Genomic DNA, 18,929 nt, shown 5'->3' with positions numbered 1-18,929 from the left:
ACCTCGTGTCCGGCCGGCTCTCCCCGGACCCGTTCAGACCATGATTGAGACTCGACCCCGAAAGAGGGATTGACGACAAAGTGCTCGACGTCAACTTCTTCGACGAGCTGCGGATCGGCCTTGCCACCGCGGACGACATCCGACAGTGGTCCCACGGCGAGGTCAAGAAGCCGGAGACCATCAACTACCGCACGCTCAAGCCCGAAAAGGACGGACTCTTCTGCGAGAAGATCTTCGGTCCGACCCGGGACTGGGAGTGCTACTGCGGCAAGTACAAGCGTGTCCGCTTCAAGGGCATCATCTGCGAGCGCTGCGGCGTCGAGGTCACTCGCGCCAAGGTGCGTCGTGAGCGGATGGGCCACATTGAGCTGGCCGCGCCTGTCACGCACATCTGGTACTTCAAGGGCGTCCCGTCGCGCCTCGGCTACCTGCTTGATCTCGCCCCGAAGGACCTCGAAAAGGTCATCTACTTCGCGGCGTACATGATCACGTTCGTGGACGAGGAGCGCCGTACGCGTGACCTGCCCTCCCTGGAGGCGCACGTCTCCGTGGAGCGTCAGCAGGTCGAGAACCGTCGCGACTCCGACCTGGAGGCCCGCGCCAAGAAGCTCGAGACCGACCTGGCCGAGCTCGAGGCCGAGGGCGCCAAGGCCGACGTACGCCGCAAGGTGCGCGAAGGTGCCGAGCGTGAGATGAAGCAGCTGCGTGACCGTGCGCAGCGCGAGATCGACCGTCTCGACGAGGTGTGGAACCGCTTCAAGAACCTCAAGGTCCAGGACCTGGAGGGTGACGAGCTGCTCTACCGCGAGCTGCGTGACCGCTTCGGCACGTACTTCGACGGTTCGATGGGTGCCGCTGCACTGCAGAAGCGCCTTGAGTCGTTCGACCTGGATGAGGAAGCCGAGCGGCTTCGCGAGATCATCCGTACCGGCAAGGGCCAGAAGAAGACCCGTGCGCTCAAGCGCCTCAAGGTCGTCTCCGCGTTCCTGCAGACCAGCAACAGCCCCAAGGGCATGGTGCTCGACTGCGTGCCGGTCATCCCGCCGGACCTGCGTCCGATGGTGCAGCTGGACGGTGGCCGCTTCGCGACCTCCGACCTGAACGACCTGTACCGCCGCGTGATCAACCGCAACAACCGCCTGAAGCGGCTTCTCGACCTCGGTGCTCCCGAGATCATCGTGAACAACGAGAAGCGCATGCTCCAGGAGGCCGTGGACGCCCTCTTCGACAACGGTCGTCGTGGTCGCCCGGTCACCGGTCCCGGTAACCGCCCGCTGAAGTCCCTGAGCGACATGCTCAAGGGCAAGCAGGGTCGTTTCCGTCAGAACCTTCTCGGTAAGCGTGTGGACTACTCCGCGCGTTCCGTGATCGTCGTCGGCCCGCAGCTGAAGCTGCACCAGTGTGGTCTGCCGAAGGCCATGGCGCTGGAGCTCTTCAAGCCGTTCGTGATGAAGCGTCTGGTTGACCTCAACCACGCGCAGAACATCAAGTCGGCGAAGCGCATGGTCGAGCGCGGCCGCACGGTCGTGTACGACGTCCTGGAAGAGGTCATCGCCGAGCACCCGGTTCTCCTGAACCGTGCGCCGACGCTGCACCGCCTCGGCATCCAGGCCTTCGAGCCGCAGCTGGTCGAGGGCAAGGCCATTCAGATCCACCCGCTCGTCTGCACCGCGTTCAACGCGGACTTCGACGGTGACCAGATGGCCGTGCACCTGCCGCTCTCCGCGGAGGCGCAGGCCGAGGCACGCATCCTGATGCTGTCCTCGAACAACATCCTGAAGCCGGCAGACGGCCGTCCCGTCACCATGCCGACCCAGGACATGGTTCTCGGTCTCTTCTTCCTCACGACGGACGAGGAAGAGCGCAAGGTCATCGGTGAGGGCCGTTCGTTCGGTTCCTCCGCCGAGGCGACCATGGCGTTCGACGCCAAGGAGCTCTCGCTCCAGGCCAAGGTCGACATCCGCTTCCCGGTGGGCACCATCCCGCCGCGCGGCTGGACCCCGCCGGCCGTCGAAGAGGGCGAGCAGGAGTACCAGCAGGGCGACAGCTTCCGGCTGCGTACGACCCTGGGCCGCGCGCTCTTCAACGAGCTGCTGCCCGAGGACTACCCGTTCGTCGACTACTCGGTGGGCAAGAAGCAGCTCTCCGAGATCGTCAACGACCTGGCCGAGCGCTACCCCAAGGTCATCGTGGCGGCGACGCTCGACAACCTGAAGGCGGCGGGCTTCTTCTGGGCGACCCGTTCCGGTGTCACCGTGGCCATCTCCGACGTCGTGGTCCCCGAGGCCAAGAAGGCGATCGTCGCGGGCTACGAGGCGCAGGACGAGAAGGTCCAGAAGCAGTACGAGCGCGGTCTGATCACCAAGGACGAGCGCACGCAGGAGCTCATCGCGATCTGGACCAAGGCGACCAACGAGGTTGCCGAGGCGATGAACGCGAACTTCCCCAAGACGAACCCCATCTTCATGATGGTTGACTCGGGTGCCCGAGGAAACATGATGCAGATGCGTCAGATCGCCGGTATGCGTGGTCTGGTGTCGAACGCGAAGAACGAGACGATCCCGCGTCCGATTAAGGCGTCGTTCCGTGAGGGCCTCTCGGTCCTCGAGTACTTCATCTCCACGCACGGTGCCCGTAAGGGTCTGGCGGACACGGCTCTCCGTACCGCTGACTCCGGTTACCTCACCCGTCGTCTGGTCGACGTCTCTCAGGACGTCATCATTCGCGAGGAGGACTGTGGCACCGAGCGCGGTCTGAAGCTCAAGATCGCGGTCAAGGGCGAGGACGGTGTGCTCCGCAAGACGGAGAACGTCGAGACCTCGGTGTACGCCCGCATGCTGGCCGAGGACGTCGTCATCGACGGCAAGGTCATCGCGCCGGCCAACGTCGACCTCGGTGACGTGCTCATCGACGCCCTGGTCGCCAACGGCGTCGAGGAGGTCAAGACCCGTTCGGTCCTGACCTGTGAGTCCGCGGTCGGCACCTGTGCCTTCTGCTACGGCCGTTCGCTCGCCACCGGCAAGCTGGTCGACATCGGTGAGGCGGTCGGCATCATCGCCGCCCAGTCCATCGGTGAGCCCGGCACGCAGCTGACGATGCGTACGTTCCACACCGGTGGTGTGGCCGGTGACGACATCACCCAGGGTCTGCCCCGTGTCGTCGAGCTCTTCGAGGCTCGTACGCCCAAGGGTGTCGCCCCGATCTCGGAGGCGGCAGGCCGCATCCGTATCGAGGAGACCGAGAAGACCAAGAAGATCGTCGTCACGCCGGACGACGGCAGCGACGAGACTCCCTTCCCGATCTCGAAGCGCGCCAAGGTCCTCGTGCGTGAGGGTGACCACGTCGAGGTGGGCCAGAAGCTCACCTTCGGTGCCACCAACCCGCACGACGTGCTGCGGATCCTCGGTCAGCGCGCGGTCCAGGTCCACCTGGTCGGCGAAGTCCAGAAGGTCTACAACAGCCAGGGCGTGTCGATCCACGACAAGCACATCGAGATCATCATCCGGCAGATGCTGCGCCGCGTGACGATCATCGAGTCCGGCGACGCTGAACTGCTGCCGGGCGAGCTCGTCGAGCGCTCGAAGTTCGAGACCGAGAACCGTCGTGTGGTCACCGAGGGCGGTCACCCCGCCTCCGGCCGTCCGCAGCTGATGGGTATCACGAAGGCCTCGCTGGCAACGGAGTCCTGGCTGTCGGCCGCCTCCTTCCAGGAGACGACCAGGGTCCTGACGGACGCGGCGATCAACGCCAAGTCCGACTCCCTGATCGGCCTCAAGGAGAACGTCATCATCGGTAAGCTCATCCCGGCCGGTACGGGTCTCTCCCGCTACCGCAACATCCGGGTGGAGCCGACCGAAGAGGCCAAGGCAGCGATGTACTCGGCCGTCGGCTACGACGACATCGACTACTCGCCCTTCGGCACTGGCTCCGGCCAGGCTGTTCCGCTGGAGGACTACGACTACGGGCCTTACAACCAGTAGGACCTACGTCTGTTGAAGGGCGGTCACCCTGTGGGGTGGCCGCCCTTCGGCGTTCCTCAGTGACCGGGGTGCTGAAGCTGCCGCTGGAGCTGCTGCAGCCGGGTGTGGTGATCCGGCTTGGAGGAGAGCATTGAAGGCGCTGGGAGGAGGCGGTCGTGGCGGTGGACCGGGCTGGGTGGCTTCGAGGCTTCCTCGTCGGTGATGAAGCGCTGCAGCACCGCGACCAGCTGAGGGCCGAAGCCGCGCAGGGCCGCGGCTCGGTCGGCGCGCAGCTCGGCCCGCCTGTTCACTGCGGCGAGCAGCCATGGAGTGAGCGCCGGAAGGAGCAGCCAGGGGAACAGATAGAGCAGCACAAGGCCGACCACTACCGCCAGCAGGATGAGTCGACGGTTGGCTTCCTTTGCCTCGATGTGCCGATGCGGAAGCGTGAGCCGGTGGAGGCCCTGCAGCGCCCGCCAGAGGAGCCTGCCGGGCAGGGCGTACCAGTTGCTCAGGAGCGCGGACCAGGAGTGCCCCGCGACATGGTGGCTGAGCTCATGGGCGAGCACTGCCGCGAGCTGGCCGGGCGGGAGCCGTAGCGCTGCCGAGGTGACGGTCACAATGTGTCCCGCTGCGGCCTCCGCGTTGAGTTCCTCGCTCTCGGAGATCCAGAGCTGGTATGTGGCCGGGTCCGCTCCGAAGCGGGCCGTGACGTCGCGCCAGAGCGGCTTCAGTTGATCACCCTCCACGAGGGACGGTGGCCTGTGGCCGAAGACATGGTGGGCCAGGAACGCCTCTGTCGGGCGGTGAAAGATCAGAGCACCGCTGAGCAGCCACCCGGCGACCGTGGCCCACAGGGGAATGCCGGTCGCGCTCTCCAGTACGTAGGCCAGGCAGGCCACGACCAAGAGGCTGGCCGCCGCGTGCGGCAGGTGGAGCGCCAGCGATCCGACGGCGAGGGCGTCGGCGCCCCTGCGGCGGGCCGCTATGTGGACGCGCCCGGTGTGCGGGACGTGGGCCTCGGGGTCCTGGCCGCTCACGGTCGCCGGCGTCTCTGAGGTATCGGATATTCGGGGCGCCTGTGATGCCGCATCCGCCGCCGGCTTCCGCAAGGCATCGGGCGGGCGTGGCTGTGGAGTGGAGTCAGGCTCGGGATAGCGGGGTGACACCGCCGGGTCGTGTTCCGGGTACTCAGGTTCGTACGGCTGGGACATGGTGTTCCTTCCTTCGGTACGGGCTTCCTCAGCCGAGCAGCAGGGCCGCGGGCAGCAGCAAGGTCGCCGCTGTGAGGGCCAGGAGTCCGGCGCGTACGCACAGGTGCTTGTGTGCGGCGATCCGACTGGTCGCCGCAAGCGCCGCCACAAGAAGGGGAGTCGGGTCGCGGTCGGCCTCCGTCAGCGCTTGTGTCAGGGCGCCTGATTCGGCGGCGCGTCGGATGTCGCCGAAGTAGCCGAGTGGCCGCCCCAGTTCCCAGTCGCTCTTGCGGTAGCGAGGCATGACCGCGAGGAGCATCGAGACCAGGGAAGCCGCGAGTGCGCAGATTCCGGTCCACCAGATGACGGCCCAGGGAAGGGCGAGCCGGGACGGGTCCCAGCCGCGGCTCACGACGAGGCCGCCGAGCAGCCCCACCACCATCGCGATGGCGCCGACCGCTACGGCCGCCTTGTTGTCGGCGCGGCTGATCTCGGCCCGGATCTCGGCGAGCAGCCGGACACCGGATTGCGATTCCTCGGCGGTCATACGGATTCGGTTTGGTCGTCAGGATGCCGGGCGGCGCGATCGGGCGGCTTGCGCAGCGGGTCTTCCTGCTGTGCGTCGGCCGAGCCGCCGACTGCCTGGGCGAACATCGACCTGAACAGCGCGAGGACCAGTTGCTGAGGCTCTTCCAGCTGGTACTTCTCCAGGGTTCCCTCCGGTAGGACCCGGTCGATGAGTCCGAGCTGGTTCTCGATCGTCCGCTTCTCGTCGGCGCGCAGGTTCTCTACGACGAGTCGGGTGTCCTGCGTGTGCTCGGCCAGGTGTAGGAGGAGGGCGGCGACTCCGCCCTTGGCCAGGTGATGACGGTAGAACTCGATCTTCCGCGCCTTGAGTTGCTGCTCCTGTTCCAGCCGCATCAGTTCCACGTCGTGTTCGGACAGCGCGGCCTCGGCGTTGTACCGGGCCGCGCGCAGGCGCCCCTGCTGGGCGCGCTCTTCGGGATCGCGCCGCAGCCGCGCGGTGCCGCCGAGCCGGAGCCCTTGCCGTGCCGCGTGGTCACCGGAGGCATCGAGGGTCTGTTGCACGGCGGCCTCGGCGTCCGCACTCGAGGAGATGGTGAACTTCCTGGTCACAGGGCGCAGCAGACGGTGCAGTACGCGGTTCAGCAGGGCCGGGATGTCGCGCTCCTGGCTGACGACGAAGCGCTCCGGGTCAGTCACCTGCCAGGTGAGGTCGAAGGTGGTGTCGAACTCGAAGCTGTCGATGTCGCTGGGCAGACGAGTGCGCAGGCGCAGGGGATGGACGCCCAGGTCGACCTCGTACACGGCGGTTCGGCCACGGAGGCTTGTCGGGCGCCGTGGTGGCAGATACGTCTCGTACGAGTCACCGGCCCCGGCGACCACGAGAGCGCAGTCGGCGCGGCCCAGATAGCGACGGCCCGGGATCTCGTAGCGCGACAGCTGGCGTACGGCGAGAACGGGATCGGTCAGGCCAGTAGGCCGACCGCAGTGCTCCGGGAGGGTGTCCCTGGCGTCCGGATCGTGAGGACTGCCGGGGGCGCGGGGATTGTTCGGGCGGATCAGATCGGTCAGCTCGTCCAGGCTGGGCGGGCCCATCAGGCCAGACCGGTCACGGTTGTCGGGTGCCACAGGTGTCGTCTGTGCCTCTCGCGAGAACTGGGGGGTCCGGCTTTCAGGGTGTTCCTGACCTGTCGCCACAGCGGGCTCCTCTCCGGCTCATGAGTGCGCTGCGACGGCCGTGCGCAGGCGGTGGGTGACGTGCAGGGGGCTGCCGTCGGCGGCGTGCGCCGTGCGCAGGAGGTGGTCGATCCGCTGCCGGTCGGCTTCGGTGTCGGCGAGTGCGGCCAGCAGCGGGGTCAAGGACCGCTCGGTGTAGGGGTCTCGCTCCGCCACACGGACCCATTGCTGCAAGGACTCCCGCGCCGTGTCGGTGTGCGCGCGGTCGCGCAGCCCGGCACGCCAGAGACCGGTGACGAGTTCGTCCTCGTCGCAGTCGGGAGAGGAGTGGGCATCGGCGAACCACTTCAGGACGAGAGGGCGTTCAGTGCCCTCTTCGGACTCACGGCAGGCGAGACCGAAGGCACGCAGCGCGTGGTTGTACAGCGCCTCGTCGCGTGGCGTCTGTTCGTCCTCGACCAGCTGGGCGAGCCGCGGGAGCACCGGCTCATGGGCGGCGAGCAACAACAGCTGGGTGGCCTCGGCCAGTTGGTTCACCTCCTCTTCCTCGTCGTTCTCCAGACGCACGGTGTCGAGCAGCGCATCCAGCGCCTTCACCGGCTGAATCGGGCCGAGGAGTCCGTAGACGCGGATCGCGGTCCATCGGCGGCTGGGGTGTTCGCCGGTGCACCAGGCGTGCAGGATCCGGGACACGCCCCGTACCTGGAGAAGGCTGGCCAGGCTGAGCGTGTTGGCGGCGGTCAGCCAGCCGTTGTAGGACCTGCCGCCGGCCCAGGGCTCGACCAGGTGCGCCATGGCGGACGGCAGGTCGGCCTCGGCGAGGAGCGCCGTGGCCGCGGCGGCCCGGGTGCGGACCAACGGGCGACCGTCCTTCGCGAGCTGTTGGAGCCAGCGCACCAGGGCGGTGCGCGCGGAGGGATGCACGGTCCAGACCTCGCGCAGCAGCATGCTTGCGGTGTGCTTGTCCTGGAACTCGGCCCGGTACTGGGAGACCGGACCCCACTCGGTGACCTCGTCCTGCGTACTGCCGAGGGCATGGGCGAAGGCGAGGCGCGATGCCGTGGAGCTGCCGAAGATCGGGATCACGGGTGGCTTATCGGGGTTGGCCGTCGTCTGGAGTTCGACGAAGAGACTGTCGCCGAGTTCCGCCGCGATCGCGTACGGGGCCTTGTCGAAGACGGCGAGGGCGATGAGGAACGCCTTCTCGCGCAGTTCGTCCCCGCCTTCCTTCTCGGGTGACGTGAGCCACCCGGATACCCGGTCGGCCAGAGCCGACTGTGCGAAGTCGGCCAGTTGCTCCTCGTCGAGTTCGCCCTGGTGGTGGGCGGCGAGCTGATCGGCGAACTTCTCGGTCTCGCCCGGCTGGTGCGTACGGTCGAGGAATTCCTCGACCGGCGTGAGCCGGCGCAGCCGCTCCCAAGCCTCGTGTCCCACCAGGGTCGTCACATGGGCGCGCAAAACGTCCTCGGCCGGTGGCGGTTCCCACAGCACGAAGGGGATCTCGCCCAGCATCGCCGACGAATCCACAGTGATCACGAACCGTCCGCCGTGCAGCCGCAATTTCTCCCGCATGCTCAGCAGGTGGGGTCCCAGGAGCGGACGGCTGCGGCTGGTCGACAACTCGTGCAGGAGGAAGCCGGGTGAGTCCTCCAGAGCGTCCGGCAGCGCCGCCGGGGCCGTGCCCGGATCGAAGGACTGGATTGGGTGGGCGCCGAGCCGGTTCAACAGCATCAGCGCGGCGGACTCGCGCCCGGTGCCGCGGCTGCCCTTGAGTACGACGACATGGTCGTCCCGGAGCCGCTCCAGTGCCGCGTCGAAGCTCGGGCAGGTCCGGAAGACGGTCGCCAGCCGCTCGACGTCCTCGCGGCGGACCTGGCCGGACACCGAACGTGAGGCCGCGCCGAAGCCTCGCGGACCGAGGTTGATGTTGACGTTGCCCGCGACATGGCCGCCGGTGACCCCTAGCTGGTCGCCGCGGATCAGGCTGCCGACGAAGTCGGGGGCGTGGTCGATCAGGTCACGGCGGGCGGCCCAGGCAGGCTGCCGTGCTTCGGGTTCCTGTTCCGGCTCCGGAGCCCTGCCACCATCGGGGGCCTCGTCTGAATTGGCGGCGTCCGTGTCCGGCTTCTCGCTCTTCTCGGGTCGCTCGCCCTTCGGCGGCTTCTCCGGCTTGGCCTCCTCCTGGCTCACTTCCGGTCACCCCGCTCTCCGCCTCGCAAGTCGAAGTTGACGTCGCCCGCGACGTGGCCGCCAGTGATCCCGTACTGCGAGCCCATGATCTGGGTGCTCGTGGCGGAGGGACTGGTGGAGGGGGAGCCAGTGGGGGAGTAGCCGGTGGGCTGGGAGCCTCCGCTGCCGCCCCGCTCGGGCGCCGCCACCTGGTGCAGCCATGCGGTGCTCGGCCCTTCCTTGGTCTCCACGGCCACCTTGTGGAACTCCTCTGGGCGAACGCCGTGGTGGCCGTGGCGCACCACCCCTTGGTAGAGGGTGTCGGAGACGCAGAGGACGCTGCTGTCGGCAGCGGTCCGCAGGGCCTCACGCAGTGGTTCGGCATCCAACAGACGGAAGGCATGGTTCAGGTCCCCGCCGATCCAGCCCTTCTCGTCCACGGCGACGTATCCAGCGGCCAGTACGATGCGCAGCCGCATCCGGGCGCTGCCCGCCATCAGCCGGTTCTTGGCGTGCAGCAGCAGCGGAGTGTCGGTGAGCAGCGCCTTCACCAGCCCTGACACCGGAACGTTCGCGTCGATGAGTTCGACCACAGAGTCACCTCGGTCGGCGCGGAGCCGAGAGGTTTCGCTGACGTCGGCTGCGGCGAGCGTGCCGTCGGCGACGTCGTACAGCATGCGTCGGAGAAATGCCTGCTCGACATCGTCTCTGGTGCCGAACTGCTCAATGTCGAAGAGCAGGATCGTGCGGTTCAGGGAGTCGGTCATATCTGCCTCTCACCGATTCGGTTCCGTTGACCAGCACGATGGCGGCCCGGGGCGAGACGGCAGAGGGCAGATGACGCGTACGAACTGTGACTGCGTACACAGAGTGACTCTCGGCTACATGCCGTTCACTGAATGCTTCCGCCGTCGATGATGCGGCGCAGGATGTCGGGGCGCACGACGACGATGCGGCGGCGGCTCGTCGCGACGACCTTCCGGTCGCGCAACTCCTTCAGGAGCCGGGCCACCGCCTCGCGCGAGGCCCCGACCGACCCGGCGAACTCCTGCTGGCTGAGCGGAACGGTGAGCTCGATGCCCGCTTCGGTCCGGGTGCCATGAGTGCGTACGAGGTCGAGCAGGAGGACTGCCAGTCGCTCGCGCACCGAGAGTGCCGCCCACTCCAGCCGACGGCGGTCGGTCGAGCGCTGCCGGTCGGTGGCCAGGCCGAGGAGCTTGAGTGCCACCTGGGGGCTGTCGGTGAGGAACCGCGTGAAGCGGCCCTGCTCGATGGCCACCGCCTCGACCTGCTCCAGCGCGGTCACGGTCGCCGAGCGGCCACGGCCGCTGAGTGCGGCACCCTCGCCGATGATGTCGCCGGGGCCGCGCAGGGCGAGGAGGGCCTCGTAGCCGTTGACCGCGGTCGCCGTGACCTTGGTCCAGCCCTGGAGGAGCAGCAGTACGTGGGCGGAGGGCTCGTCCTGGCGCATGATGACGCCGCGTGCGGGATAGCGCAGGGGGCGGCCGATCGCGAGCAGCGCGGTCCGGTCGTCTCTCTCCAGACGTGCGAGGAAGGGCACCCGATCGTCTAAGCCGTCGTCTTCCCCTGCGTGCGCCTGTCCCCCGGCCATCCCGCTGCCCCCGTGTTCACGTGCGCCGATGCCATTGATCTCGCAACCAGTCAACGTACTTGAGGCGGCCGTTCGGGGAACGGGCGGCAATCGGCCCCTCTGGCCGAGACCGGTCACATGGGAGACGAAAAGCCCGGCGTGTCGCCCCCCACCGCATTTGTTTTGACCGAACCCGATGAGGTAGGTACGCTCAGACCTTGTGCCTGGGGTGTGCCTGGGCTCGCGCGCGTGTCCTCAACCGCAGCGTGAGTCCGTGAACGGCCACCGTAATCTGCGCCCCTCCTCGCCTTGCGGCGGGAGTCTGCAGGATTCGACACACCCGACCGCGTGGGTCGGTAAATGTTCCAGGTTAGCTTTACCATTCGGCACACAGAAACCGGAGAAGTAGTGCCTACGATCCAGCAGCTGGTCCGGAAGGGCCGGCAGGACAAGGTCGAGAAGAACAAGACGCCCGCGCTCGAGGGATCGCCCCAGCGCCGCGGCGTCTGCACGCGTGTGTTCACGACCACCCCGAAGAAGCCGAACTCGGCACTCCGTAAGGTCGCGCGTGTGCGTCTGACCTCCGGGATCGAGGTCACGGCCTACATTCCGGGTGAGGGACACAACCTGCAGGAGCACTCCATCGTGCTCGTGCGTGGTGGCCGTGTGAAGGACCTGCCGGGTGTTCGTTACAAGATCATCCGCGGCTCCCTTGACACCCAGGGCGTCAAGAACCGCAAGCAGGCCCGCAGCCGCTACGGCGCCAAGAAGGAGAAGTAAGAATGCCTCGTAAGGGCCCCGCCCCGAAGCGCCCGGTCATCATCGACCCGGTCTACGGTTCTCCTCTGGTGACCTCCCTCATCAACAAGGTGCTGCTGAACGGCAAGCGCTCCACCGCCGAGCGCATCGTGTACGGCGCCATGGAGGGCCTGCGCGAGAAGACCGGCAACGACCCGGTCATCACGCTCAAGCGCGCGCTCGAGAACATCAAGCCGACCCTTGAGGTCAAGTCCCGCCGCGTCGGCGGTGCGACCTACCAGGTCCCGATCGAGGTCAAGCCCGGTCGCGCCAACACGCTGGCCCTGCGCTGGCTGGTCGGTTACTCCCGCGCCCGTCGCGAGAAGACGATGACCGAGCGTCTCCTCAACGAGCTCCTCGACGCCTCCAACGGCCTTGGTGCCGCTGTGAAGAAGCGTGAGGACACCCACAAGATGGCCGAGTCCAACAAGGCCTTCGCGCACTACCGCTGGTAGTCGCTACCCACATCGAGACCGAGAGAAGACTGAGCCGATATGGCTACCACTTCACTTGACCTGGCCAAGGTGCGCAACATCGGCATCATGGCCCACATCGACGCGGGCAAGACGACGACCACCGAGCGGATCCTGTTCTACACCGGTGTGTCGTACAAGATCGGTGAGGTTCACGACGGCGCCGCGACCATGGACTGGATGGAGCAGGAGCAGGAGCGTGGCATCACGATCACCTCTGCTGCCACCACCTGTCACTGGCCGCTGAACGATGTCGACCACACCATCAACATCATCGACACCCCGGGCCACGTCGACTTCACCGTCGAGGTAGAGCGTTCGCTCCGTGTCCTCGACGGTGCCGTGACGGTGTTCGACGGCGTCGCCGGTGTTGAGCCCCAGTCCGAGACCGTGTGGCGTCAGGCGGACCGCTACGGCGTCCCGCGCATCTGCTTCGTCAACAAGCTCGACCGTACGGGTGCCGAGTTCCACCGCTGCGTCGACATGATCGTCGAGCGCCTCGGTGCGACCCCGATCGTCATGCAGCTGCCCATCGGCGCAGAGGCTGACTTCAAGGGCGTCGTCGACCTCGTCACCATGAAGGCCTTCGTCTGGTCCGCAGAGACCAAGATGGGCGAGGCCTACGACATCGTCGACATCCCCGACACGCACACCGAGGCTGCCGAGGAGTACCGCGGCAAGCTGCTCGAGGCCGTCGCGGAGAACGACGAGCAGATGATGGAGCTGTACCTCGAGGGCCAGGAGCCCACCGAGGAGCAGCTGTACGAGGCCATCCGCCGCGTCACCATCGCCTCCGGCAAGGGCGGCGACACCACCGTCACCCCCGTGTTCTGCGGCACCGCGTTCAAGAACAAGGGCGTTCAGCCCCTGCTCGACGCGGTCGTGCGTTACCTGCCGTCGCCCCTGGACGTCGAGGCCATCGAGGGCCACGACGTCAAGGACCCCGAGGTCGTCGTCAAGCGCAAGCCTTCTGACGAGGAGCCGCTCTCGGCTCTCGCGTTCAAGATCGCGAGCGACCCGCACCTCGGCAAGCTCACCTTCGTCCGGATCTACTCCGGTCGCCTGGAGGCCGGCACCGCGGTGCTGAACTCCGTCAAGGGCAAGAAGGAGCGCATCGGCAAGATCTACCGCATGCACGCGAACAAGCGTGAGGAGATCGACTCGGTGGGCGCCGGCGACATCGTCGCCGTCATGGGCCTGAAGCAGACCACCACCGGTGAGACGCTGTGTGACGACAAGAAGCCGGTCATCCTGGAGTCCATGGACTTCCCGGCGCCGGTCATTCAGGTCGCCATCGAGCCCAAGTCCAAGGGTGACCAGGAGAAGCTGGGTGTAGCCATCCAGCGTCTCTCGGAGGAGGACCCCTCCTTCCAGGTTCACTCGGACGAGGAGACCGGCCAGACCATCATCGGTGGTATGGGCGAGCTTCACCTCGAGGTGCTCGTCGACCGCATGAAGCGCGAATTCCGCGTCGAGGCGAACGTCGGCAAGCCCCAGGTCGCGTACCGCGAGACGATCCGTCAGGCCGTCGAGCGCGTGGACTACACCCACAAGAAGCAGACCGGTGGTACCGGTCAGTTCGCCAAGGTGCAGATCGCGATCGAGCCCATCGACAGCGGCGACGCTTCGTACGAGTTCGTGAACAAGGTCACCGGTGGCCGTATCCCGCGGGAGTACATCCCGTCGGTGGACGCCGGTGCGCAGGAGGCCATGCAGTTCGGCATCCTGGCGGGCTACGAGATGACTGGTGTTCGCATCACGCTTCTCGACGGCGCCTACCACGAGGTCGACTCCTCCGAGCTCGCCTTCAAGATCGCCGGATCGCAGGCCTTCAAGGAGGCCGCGCGTAAGGCCAAGCCCGTGCTGCTCGAGCCGATGATGGCCGTTGAGGTCACCACGCCCGAGGACTACATGGGCGATGTCATCGGTGACATCAACTCCCGACGTGGCCAGATCCAGGCCATGGAGGAGCGCAGCGGTGCTCGCGTCGTGAAGGGCCTCGTGCCCCTCTCGGAGATGTTCGGCTACGTCGGAGACCTCCGCAGCAAGACGTCGGGTCGCGCAAGCTACTCAATGCAGTTCGACTCCTACGCCGAGGTTCCGCGGAACGTCGCCGAGGAGATCATCGCGAAGGCCAAGGGCGAGTAACTCACCCGAGTTGACGCTTTAGGCTTGACTCCGGAGTCTCCGGGGCATTCCGACCCTCTTCGGGCCGGGTGCCCCGGGCCCCGGGTATCCCAGCAAAGATCACCTGGCGCCGATGAAGCAAGGCGTACAGAACCACTCCGCAGGAGGATTCAGTGGCGAAGGCAAAGTTCGAGCGGACTAAGCCGCACGTCAACATCGGCACCATCGGTCACATTGACCACGGTAAGACGACCCTCACGGCCGCCATTACCAAGGTGCTGCACGACGCGTACCCCGAGCTGAACGAGGCCTCGGCCTTCGACCAGATCGACAAGGCTCCCGAGGAGCGCCAGCGCGGTATCACGATCTCGATCGCGCACGTCGAGTACCAGACGGAGACGCGTCACTACGCGCACGTCGACTGCCCGGGTCACGCGGACTACATCAAGAACATGATCACGGGTGCCGCGCAGATGGACGGCGCGATCCTCGTGGTTGCCGCCACCGACGGCCCGATGCCGCAGACCAAGGAGCACGTGCTCCTGGCCCGCCAGGTCGGCGTTCCGTACATCGTCGTCGCCCTGAACAAGGCCGACATGGTGGACGACGAGGAGATCCTGGAGCTCGTCGAGCTCGAGGTCCGTGAGCTCCTCTCCGAGTACGAGTTCCCGGGCGACGACCTTCCGGTCGTCAAGGTCTCGGCGCTCAAGGCGCTCGAGGGCGACAAGGAGTGGGGTGAGTCCGTCCTCAACCTGATGAAGGCTGTCGACGAGTCCATCCCGGAGCCCGAGCGTGACGTCGACAAGCCGTTCCTGATGCCGATCGAGGACGTCTTCACGATCACCGGTCGTGGCACCGTCGTCACCGGTCGTATCGAGCGCGGCATCCTCAAGGTCAACGAGACCGTCGACATCATCGGCATCAAGACCGAGAAGACCACCACCACGGTCACCGGCATCGAGATGTTCCGCAAGCTGCTCGACGAGGGCCAGGCCGGTGAGAACGTCGGTCTGCTCCTCCGTGGCATCAAGCGCGAGGACGTCGAGCGCGGCCAGGTCATCATCAAGCCCGGTTCGGTCACGCCGCACACCGAGTTCGAGGCCCAGGCCTACATCCTGTCGAAGGACGAGGGTGGCCGTCACACCCCCTTCTTCAACAACTACCGCCCGCAGTTCTACTTCCGCACCACGGACGTGACCGGCGTCGTGACCCTCCCCGAGGGCACCGAGATGGTCATGCCGGGCGACAACACTGAGATGACCGTTGAGCTCATCCAGCCCGTCGCGATGGAAGAGGGCCTGAAGTTCGCCATCCGTGAGGGTGGCCGGACCGTCGGCGCCGGCCAGGTCACCAAGATCAACAAGTAAGCATTTCGCTTTCTTGAAGATCGGGGTAACCCGGTTGCTCTGAACTGAGAGCACAGCAGTAAACGCAGTAACGGAAGGGCCCGTACGACTTCGGTCGTACGGGCCCTTTTCGCGTACCCCGTCGCTATCCGCCCGCGCCGGGGGGCTTACGCGCCCGACCCCTCGACCTGGTTCTCGTAACGGGGCAGGCCCTCGGTCGAGATCGACCACTCGCCGATGGTGACGTCTTCGCCGTAGACGAAGTCCTTGCGGGTGGCGTAGCGCGGGCCCTGGGGCGTCGGGTGGATCTCAGAGAGGACGGCTCCGGTGCCGGTACGGGGGTCGAAGATCGCGTACACCGGGATGCCGAGGAGCGGGTAGTCGCGGGTCTTGCCGACCCAGTCGTTCTCGGGGTTCGAGCGGGAGACGATCTCGATGGCGGCGATGAGGGTGCGAGGGTCGAAGGAACCCTGGCCCTCCATGTCCGCTTCATCGATGAGGATGATGTCGGGCAGCCGCAGCACACCCTCGAAGATGTCCTCCACGTCGGGCGCACCCGTGTGTGCGAGGCGCCCTTCAGGCATCACCGACTCCAGACGTCGGCGCAGCCGTAGCGCGGTGAGCTCGTGTGGCTTGCTCGGCGACATCATGTCGTGGACGATCCCTTGCTTCGTGATTTCGAACTTGCCGGAGATCCGGTCGTCCATCTGCTCGACGAGTTCACGCATCGCCCGGTAGTGAGGGCTGCCCTGCTGTGCACTGTCCGGGGCGATGGTCATGGCGTGCGCTCCTCGTCTGAGCCCAGGGGTAAGGGTCGTCACGTTCATGCTAGGTGGCCTCCTTTCAATCGGGACGGCAGTCGCGGCAGTGGCCCGGGGCGGGGCCGCGGAAGGCTCGGTCGCAGGTGTCGCAGTTCTGGAGGGGGTGCCGGGCGGGCGGTGGGCCGTGGAAGTGGGGTGGGGGAGGCAGCAGCGCTGTCAGGCGGTGCGCGAGGAGGGCGGCCGGGCGGCGTGGGCCCTCGGGCGGCAGGTCGTGGGTGAGGGCGTGGCGTACGGCGGTGGGGGCGACGTCGCGTTCCAGCCAGGCGGCGACGCCGGGGGCGAGGCAGGCGGTGTCGCGGGCCGAGAGGAGCAGGCGCGGGTCCTCGTGGCGCAGGTCGGCGAGGAGGCCGGTGGCCTGCTGGAGGAGGGCGGAGGCGGGGAAGGCCGGGTGCGGTACGGCGGGGAGGGGGCGGGGTTGTTTCGGGGGTGCGTGGGTGGCCGGAGCCGTGTTGGTCTCGGGCGGCGGTGTGATCGGCCTCGGGGCGGGGGAGTGCGGGCGGCGCTGGACCGCCGCGTGTGGATGGTTGCAGGAGGTCGTGCGGGTGACGATGCGGCCGGCGGGGGTGCGTTCGCGTTCGCGGCGCAGGTAGCCGTGGCTCTCCAGCTCGCGCAGGGCGGCGGCGATTCGGGTCGCGCCCTCGGGGAAGCGGGCGGCGAGCGTCTTGATGTCGACGCGGGCTCCGGCGGGCAGCGACTGCATGTGGCAGCCCAGGCCGATCGCCAGGAGGGATAGCTCTTGGTGCTGGGTGAGGTGGTTGCCGATCACCGTGAAGCGGGTGGTGTGGCGGGTGTTCTCGTGGGCGATGCCGGAGGGGCGCGCAGCGGTGGGGCGGGGATGGCCGCGGGGGCGCCGGGTCGCTCGTGCGTGGGATTGACTGCCGCCCACGGCGGACTGGGCGCGCGGGGGCGCGCTAGGGTTTTGGGTGTCCATCGGGAAGCTTCCTCTTCCTCGGTGGTCAGGCCCTCGCCTCGGGATTGCCGTCCCGGCGGGGGCCGTCGCATGTCTGCTGTTGTTTTGTGTGCTCGGGCCGAGATTAGGGCAGTCGGGGGACCGGAAATCCAGCTGAGCAGGTGATGTTCACTCGCGTGAGTGAGCGTGGTCCCGTGCGTTGCCGACCAGATCCATACCAGGCCCAGAGCAGGCCCCGACCGGGGCCGAGCGGGCGCCCGACCGTGGGCGGGTGGGGTGGGGCTTGGTCGGGTTCTTTCTGCCTCTCGGGTTCTTGGAGAAAGGCGCCGGTGGCACCGGAGCACGCGGGAACGGGATCCGGTGGCGTGCGATCCAGGCGCGGCACTTTGGAGAGGCGCTTTGTACGGCACTTTGTGCGGCACTTTTTACAGAGCGGGCCCGTCGAGGCGCGCCGTGCGGAGGTCTGGGTTGGCGCCCCGGCAGCCGCGAGGTACGCTCTCCGGCTCCGATTAGCCAGCCCCGCGATGATATGGCAGACTGTCGGGGTTGCTCGGTTGAGTTGCCGATGCTGCGCGCCTCCCGCCGGGAGGACCGGAAGCGAGTCCCACAGTACTCGTCGCCCCATCTGCCGTAAGGCAGCGCTGGAGCGGACGTACGGGAATCTTCTGGGAAGCGTGGGCGGGGTGCTGACCAGGCACCCGGTGGGTTTCTTCTCACCGGCCAGCGGTCTTTGGGCCGCGATCCCACAGCAGTGGATTTCCTTCGGGAGATTTCGTTAGTGAGATTGCGACACGCCCGACCGCGTGGGTCGGACAGAGGATGAGTGGAACACCGGGTTCCAGAGCGTTTCGAGAGACAGGACTACCAAGTAGCCATGGCGGGACAGAAGATCCGCATCCGGCTCAAGGCCTACGACCACGAGGTCATCGACTCTTCGGCGAAGAAGATCGTCGAGACGGTGACTCGCACTGGTGCGTCGGTCGCAGGCCCGGTGCCGCTGCCCACTGAGAAGAACGTGTACTGCGTCATCAAGTCGCCGCACAAGTACAAGGACTCGCGCGAGCACTTCGAGATGCGCACGCACAAGCGCCTGATCGACATCCTCGACCCGACGCCCAAGACCGTTGACTCGTTGATGCGCCTGGACCTTCCGGCCGGCGTCGACATCGAGATCAAGCTCTGAGAGGCGCGGAAAGATGACTAAGCAGATCAAGGGCGTCCTGGGCGAGAAGCTCGGCATGACCCAGGTCTGGGACGAGAACAACCGTGTCGTCCCGGTCACCGTCGTCAAGGCCGGGCCCTGCGTCGTTACCCAGGTCCGTACGAATGACTCCGACGGCTACGAGTCGGTCCAGATCGCCTTCGGCGAGATCGACCCGCGCAAGGTGAACAAGCCCCTCAAGGGTCACTTCGCCAAGGCCGACGTGACTCCCCGCCGCCACCTGGTGGAGATCCGCACCCCTGACGCCAGCGAGTACACGCTGGGCCAGGAGGTGACTGCCGAGGTGTTCGAGTCCGGCGTCAAGGTTGACGTCACGGGCAAGAGCAAGGGCAAGGGCTTCGCCGGTGTCATGAAGCGTCACAACTTCAAGGGACTCGGCGCCGGTCACGGCACCCAGCGCAAGCACCGCTCTCCCGGTTCCATCGGTGGCTGTGCCACCCCGGGCCGTGTGTTCAAGGGCCTCCGCATGGCGGGCCGTATGGGCAACGAGCGGGTCACCACCCAGAACCTGACCGTTCACGCCGTTGACGCGGAGAAGGGCCTGCTCCTCATCAAGGGCGCAGTTCCCGGTCCGAACGGCGGCCTCGTCCTGGTCCGTACCGCGGCCAAGGGGGCTTGA

15 protein-coding genes are annotated in these 18,929 nt (G+C 67.0%); 7 read left to right on the top strand and 8 right to left on the bottom strand.

The window, feature by feature from the left end; translation table 11 throughout:
* The first annotated feature begins 80 nt into the window (after positions 1-80).
* Positions 81-3,980, top strand: a complete 3,900-nt coding sequence (locus OG302_RS18210) for a DNA-directed RNA polymerase subunit beta' (RefSeq protein ID WP_361837202.1) — start codon at positions 81-83, stop codon at positions 3,978-3,980.
* Between the two features lie 56 nt (positions 3,981-4,036).
* Here OG302_RS18210 and OG302_RS18205 read toward each other — a convergent pair whose 3' ends face one another.
* From OG302_RS18205 to OG302_RS18180, 6 genes are all read right to left on the bottom strand, one after another.
* On the bottom strand, positions 4,037-4,999 hold the full coding sequence (locus OG302_RS18205; protein ID WP_371527750.1) for a M48 family metalloprotease: 963 nt from the start codon (positions 4,997-4,999) through the stop codon (positions 4,037-4,039).
* Positions 5,000-5,201: 202 nt separating this feature from the next.
* Entirely contained in the window at positions 5,202-5,699 is a 498-nt protein-coding gene (locus OG302_RS18200; RefSeq protein ID WP_371527749.1) for a Pycsar system effector family protein, read from the bottom strand.
* On the bottom strand, positions 5,696-6,772 hold the full coding sequence (locus OG302_RS18195; protein WP_371527748.1) for a hypothetical protein: 1,077 nt from the start codon (positions 6,770-6,772) through the stop codon (positions 5,696-5,698). Before OG302_RS18195 ends, OG302_RS18200 begins: the two co-directional genes overlap by 4 nt.
* Positions 6,773-6,892: 120 nt before the next feature.
* Positions 6,893-9,043: a hypothetical protein gene (locus OG302_RS18190; RefSeq protein ID WP_371527747.1), complete on the bottom strand. Its 2,151-nt coding sequence runs from the start codon at positions 9,041-9,043 to the stop codon at positions 6,893-6,895.
* Positions 9,040-9,789, bottom strand: coding sequence for a hypothetical protein (locus OG302_RS18185; RefSeq protein WP_371527746.1), 750 nt, complete (start codon positions 9,787-9,789; stop codon positions 9,040-9,042). The genes OG302_RS18190 and OG302_RS18185 overlap by 4 nt, the downstream gene beginning before the upstream one ends.
* Before the next feature lie 125 nt (positions 9,790-9,914).
* The gene (locus tag OG302_RS18180) at positions 9,915-10,634 is read right to left on the bottom strand and encodes a Crp/Fnr family transcriptional regulator (protein ID WP_371527745.1); all 720 of its coding nucleotides are present in this window, start codon (positions 10,632-10,634) and stop codon (positions 9,915-9,917) included.
* 387 nt (positions 10,635-11,021) lie between these two features.
* Between OG302_RS18180 and rpsL the strand changes: the two genes are divergently transcribed.
* The 4 genes from rpsL to tuf all read left to right on the top strand — a co-directional run bounded on the left by rpsL (position 11,022) and on the right by tuf (position 15,378).
* Positions 11,022-11,393, top strand: coding sequence for a 30S ribosomal protein S12 (gene rpsL / locus OG302_RS18175; protein ID WP_003948652.1), 372 nt, complete (start codon positions 11,022-11,024; stop codon positions 11,391-11,393).
* A gap of 2 nt (positions 11,394-11,395) precedes the next feature.
* Complete coding sequence (gene rpsG, locus OG302_RS18170) at positions 11,396-11,866, top strand: 30S ribosomal protein S7 (protein ID WP_003974303.1); 471 nt, start codon at positions 11,396-11,398, stop codon at positions 11,864-11,866.
* Positions 11,867-11,905: 39 nt separating this feature from the next.
* The gene (fusA, locus tag OG302_RS18165; protein ID WP_371527744.1) at positions 11,906-14,032 is read left to right on the top strand and encodes an elongation factor G; all 2,127 of its coding nucleotides are present in this window, start codon (positions 11,906-11,908) and stop codon (positions 14,030-14,032) included.
* Positions 14,033-14,184: 152 nt separating this feature from the next.
* Positions 14,185-15,378: an elongation factor Tu gene (gene tuf / locus OG302_RS18160; RefSeq protein WP_160506655.1), complete on the top strand. Its 1,194-nt coding sequence runs from the start codon at positions 14,185-14,187 to the stop codon at positions 15,376-15,378.
* Positions 15,379-15,524: 146 nt separating this feature from the next.
* Here tuf and OG302_RS18155 read toward each other — a convergent pair whose 3' ends face one another.
* Both OG302_RS18155 and OG302_RS18150 read right to left on the bottom strand, forming a co-directional pair.
* Positions 15,525-16,136, bottom strand: a complete 612-nt coding sequence (locus OG302_RS18155) for a Uma2 family endonuclease (protein ID WP_371527743.1) — start codon at positions 16,134-16,136, stop codon at positions 15,525-15,527.
* A 64-nt stretch (positions 16,137-16,200) separates the two neighbouring features.
* Positions 16,201-17,109 (bottom strand): helix-turn-helix domain-containing protein, encoded by a 909-nt coding sequence (locus OG302_RS18150; protein ID WP_371527742.1) that lies wholly within the window; start codon positions 17,107-17,109, stop codon positions 16,201-16,203.
* 853 nt (positions 17,110-17,962) lie between these two features.
* Between OG302_RS18150 and rpsJ the strand changes: the two genes are divergently transcribed.
* Positions 17,963-18,271, top strand: coding sequence for a 30S ribosomal protein S10 (gene rpsJ / locus OG302_RS18145; protein WP_003948644.1), 309 nt, complete (start codon positions 17,963-17,965; stop codon positions 18,269-18,271).
* 13 nt (positions 18,272-18,284) lie between these two features.
* Positions 18,285-18,929, top strand: a complete 645-nt coding sequence (rplC, locus tag OG302_RS18140) for a 50S ribosomal protein L3 (RefSeq protein WP_361182338.1) — start codon at positions 18,285-18,287, stop codon at positions 18,927-18,929.

The organism is Streptomyces sp. NBC_01283, from assembly GCF_041435335.1.
Taxonomy (GTDB): domain Bacteria; phylum Actinomycetota; class Actinomycetes; order Streptomycetales; family Streptomycetaceae; genus Streptomyces.
Note: the sequence above shows the minus strand (reverse complement) of the source record. Positions and strands in the feature narration are given on the sequence as shown.

What these genes read in the sequence shown, in the direction of transcription:
- OG302_RS18200 (WP_371527749.1), bottom strand. Translation starts at nt 5,699, where the DNA reads ATGACCGCCGAGGAATCGCAATCCGGTGTCCGGCTGCTCGCCGAGATC.
- OG302_RS18195 (WP_371527748.1), bottom strand. Translation starts at nt 6,772, where the DNA reads ATGGGCCCGCCCAGCCTGGACGAGCTGACCGATCTGATCCGCCCGAAC.
- OG302_RS18185 (WP_371527746.1), bottom strand. Translation starts at nt 9,789, where the DNA reads ATGACCGACTCCCTGAACCGCACGATCCTGCTCTTCGACATTGAGCAG.
- OG302_RS18180 (WP_371527745.1), bottom strand. Translation starts at nt 10,634, where the DNA reads ATGGCCGGGGGACAGGCGCACGCAGGGGAAGACGACGGCTTAGACGAT.
- rpsG (WP_003974303.1), top strand. Translation starts at nt 11,396, where the DNA reads ATGCCTCGTAAGGGCCCCGCCCCGAAGCGCCCGGTCATCATCGACCCG.
- fusA (WP_371527744.1), top strand. Translation starts at nt 11,906, where the DNA reads ATGGCTACCACTTCACTTGACCTGGCCAAGGTGCGCAACATCGGCATC.
- OG302_RS18155 (WP_371527743.1), bottom strand. Translation starts at nt 16,136, where the DNA reads ATGACCATCGCCCCGGACAGTGCACAGCAGGGCAGCCCTCACTACCGG.
- OG302_RS18150 (WP_371527742.1), bottom strand. Translation starts at nt 17,109, where the DNA reads ATGGACACCCAAAACCCTAGCGCGCCCCCGCGCGCCCAGTCCGCCGTG.
- rpsJ (WP_003948644.1), top strand. Translation starts at nt 17,963, where the DNA reads ATGGCGGGACAGAAGATCCGCATCCGGCTCAAGGCCTACGACCACGAG.
- rplC (WP_361182338.1), top strand. Translation starts at nt 18,285, where the DNA reads ATGACTAAGCAGATCAAGGGCGTCCTGGGCGAGAAGCTCGGCATGACC.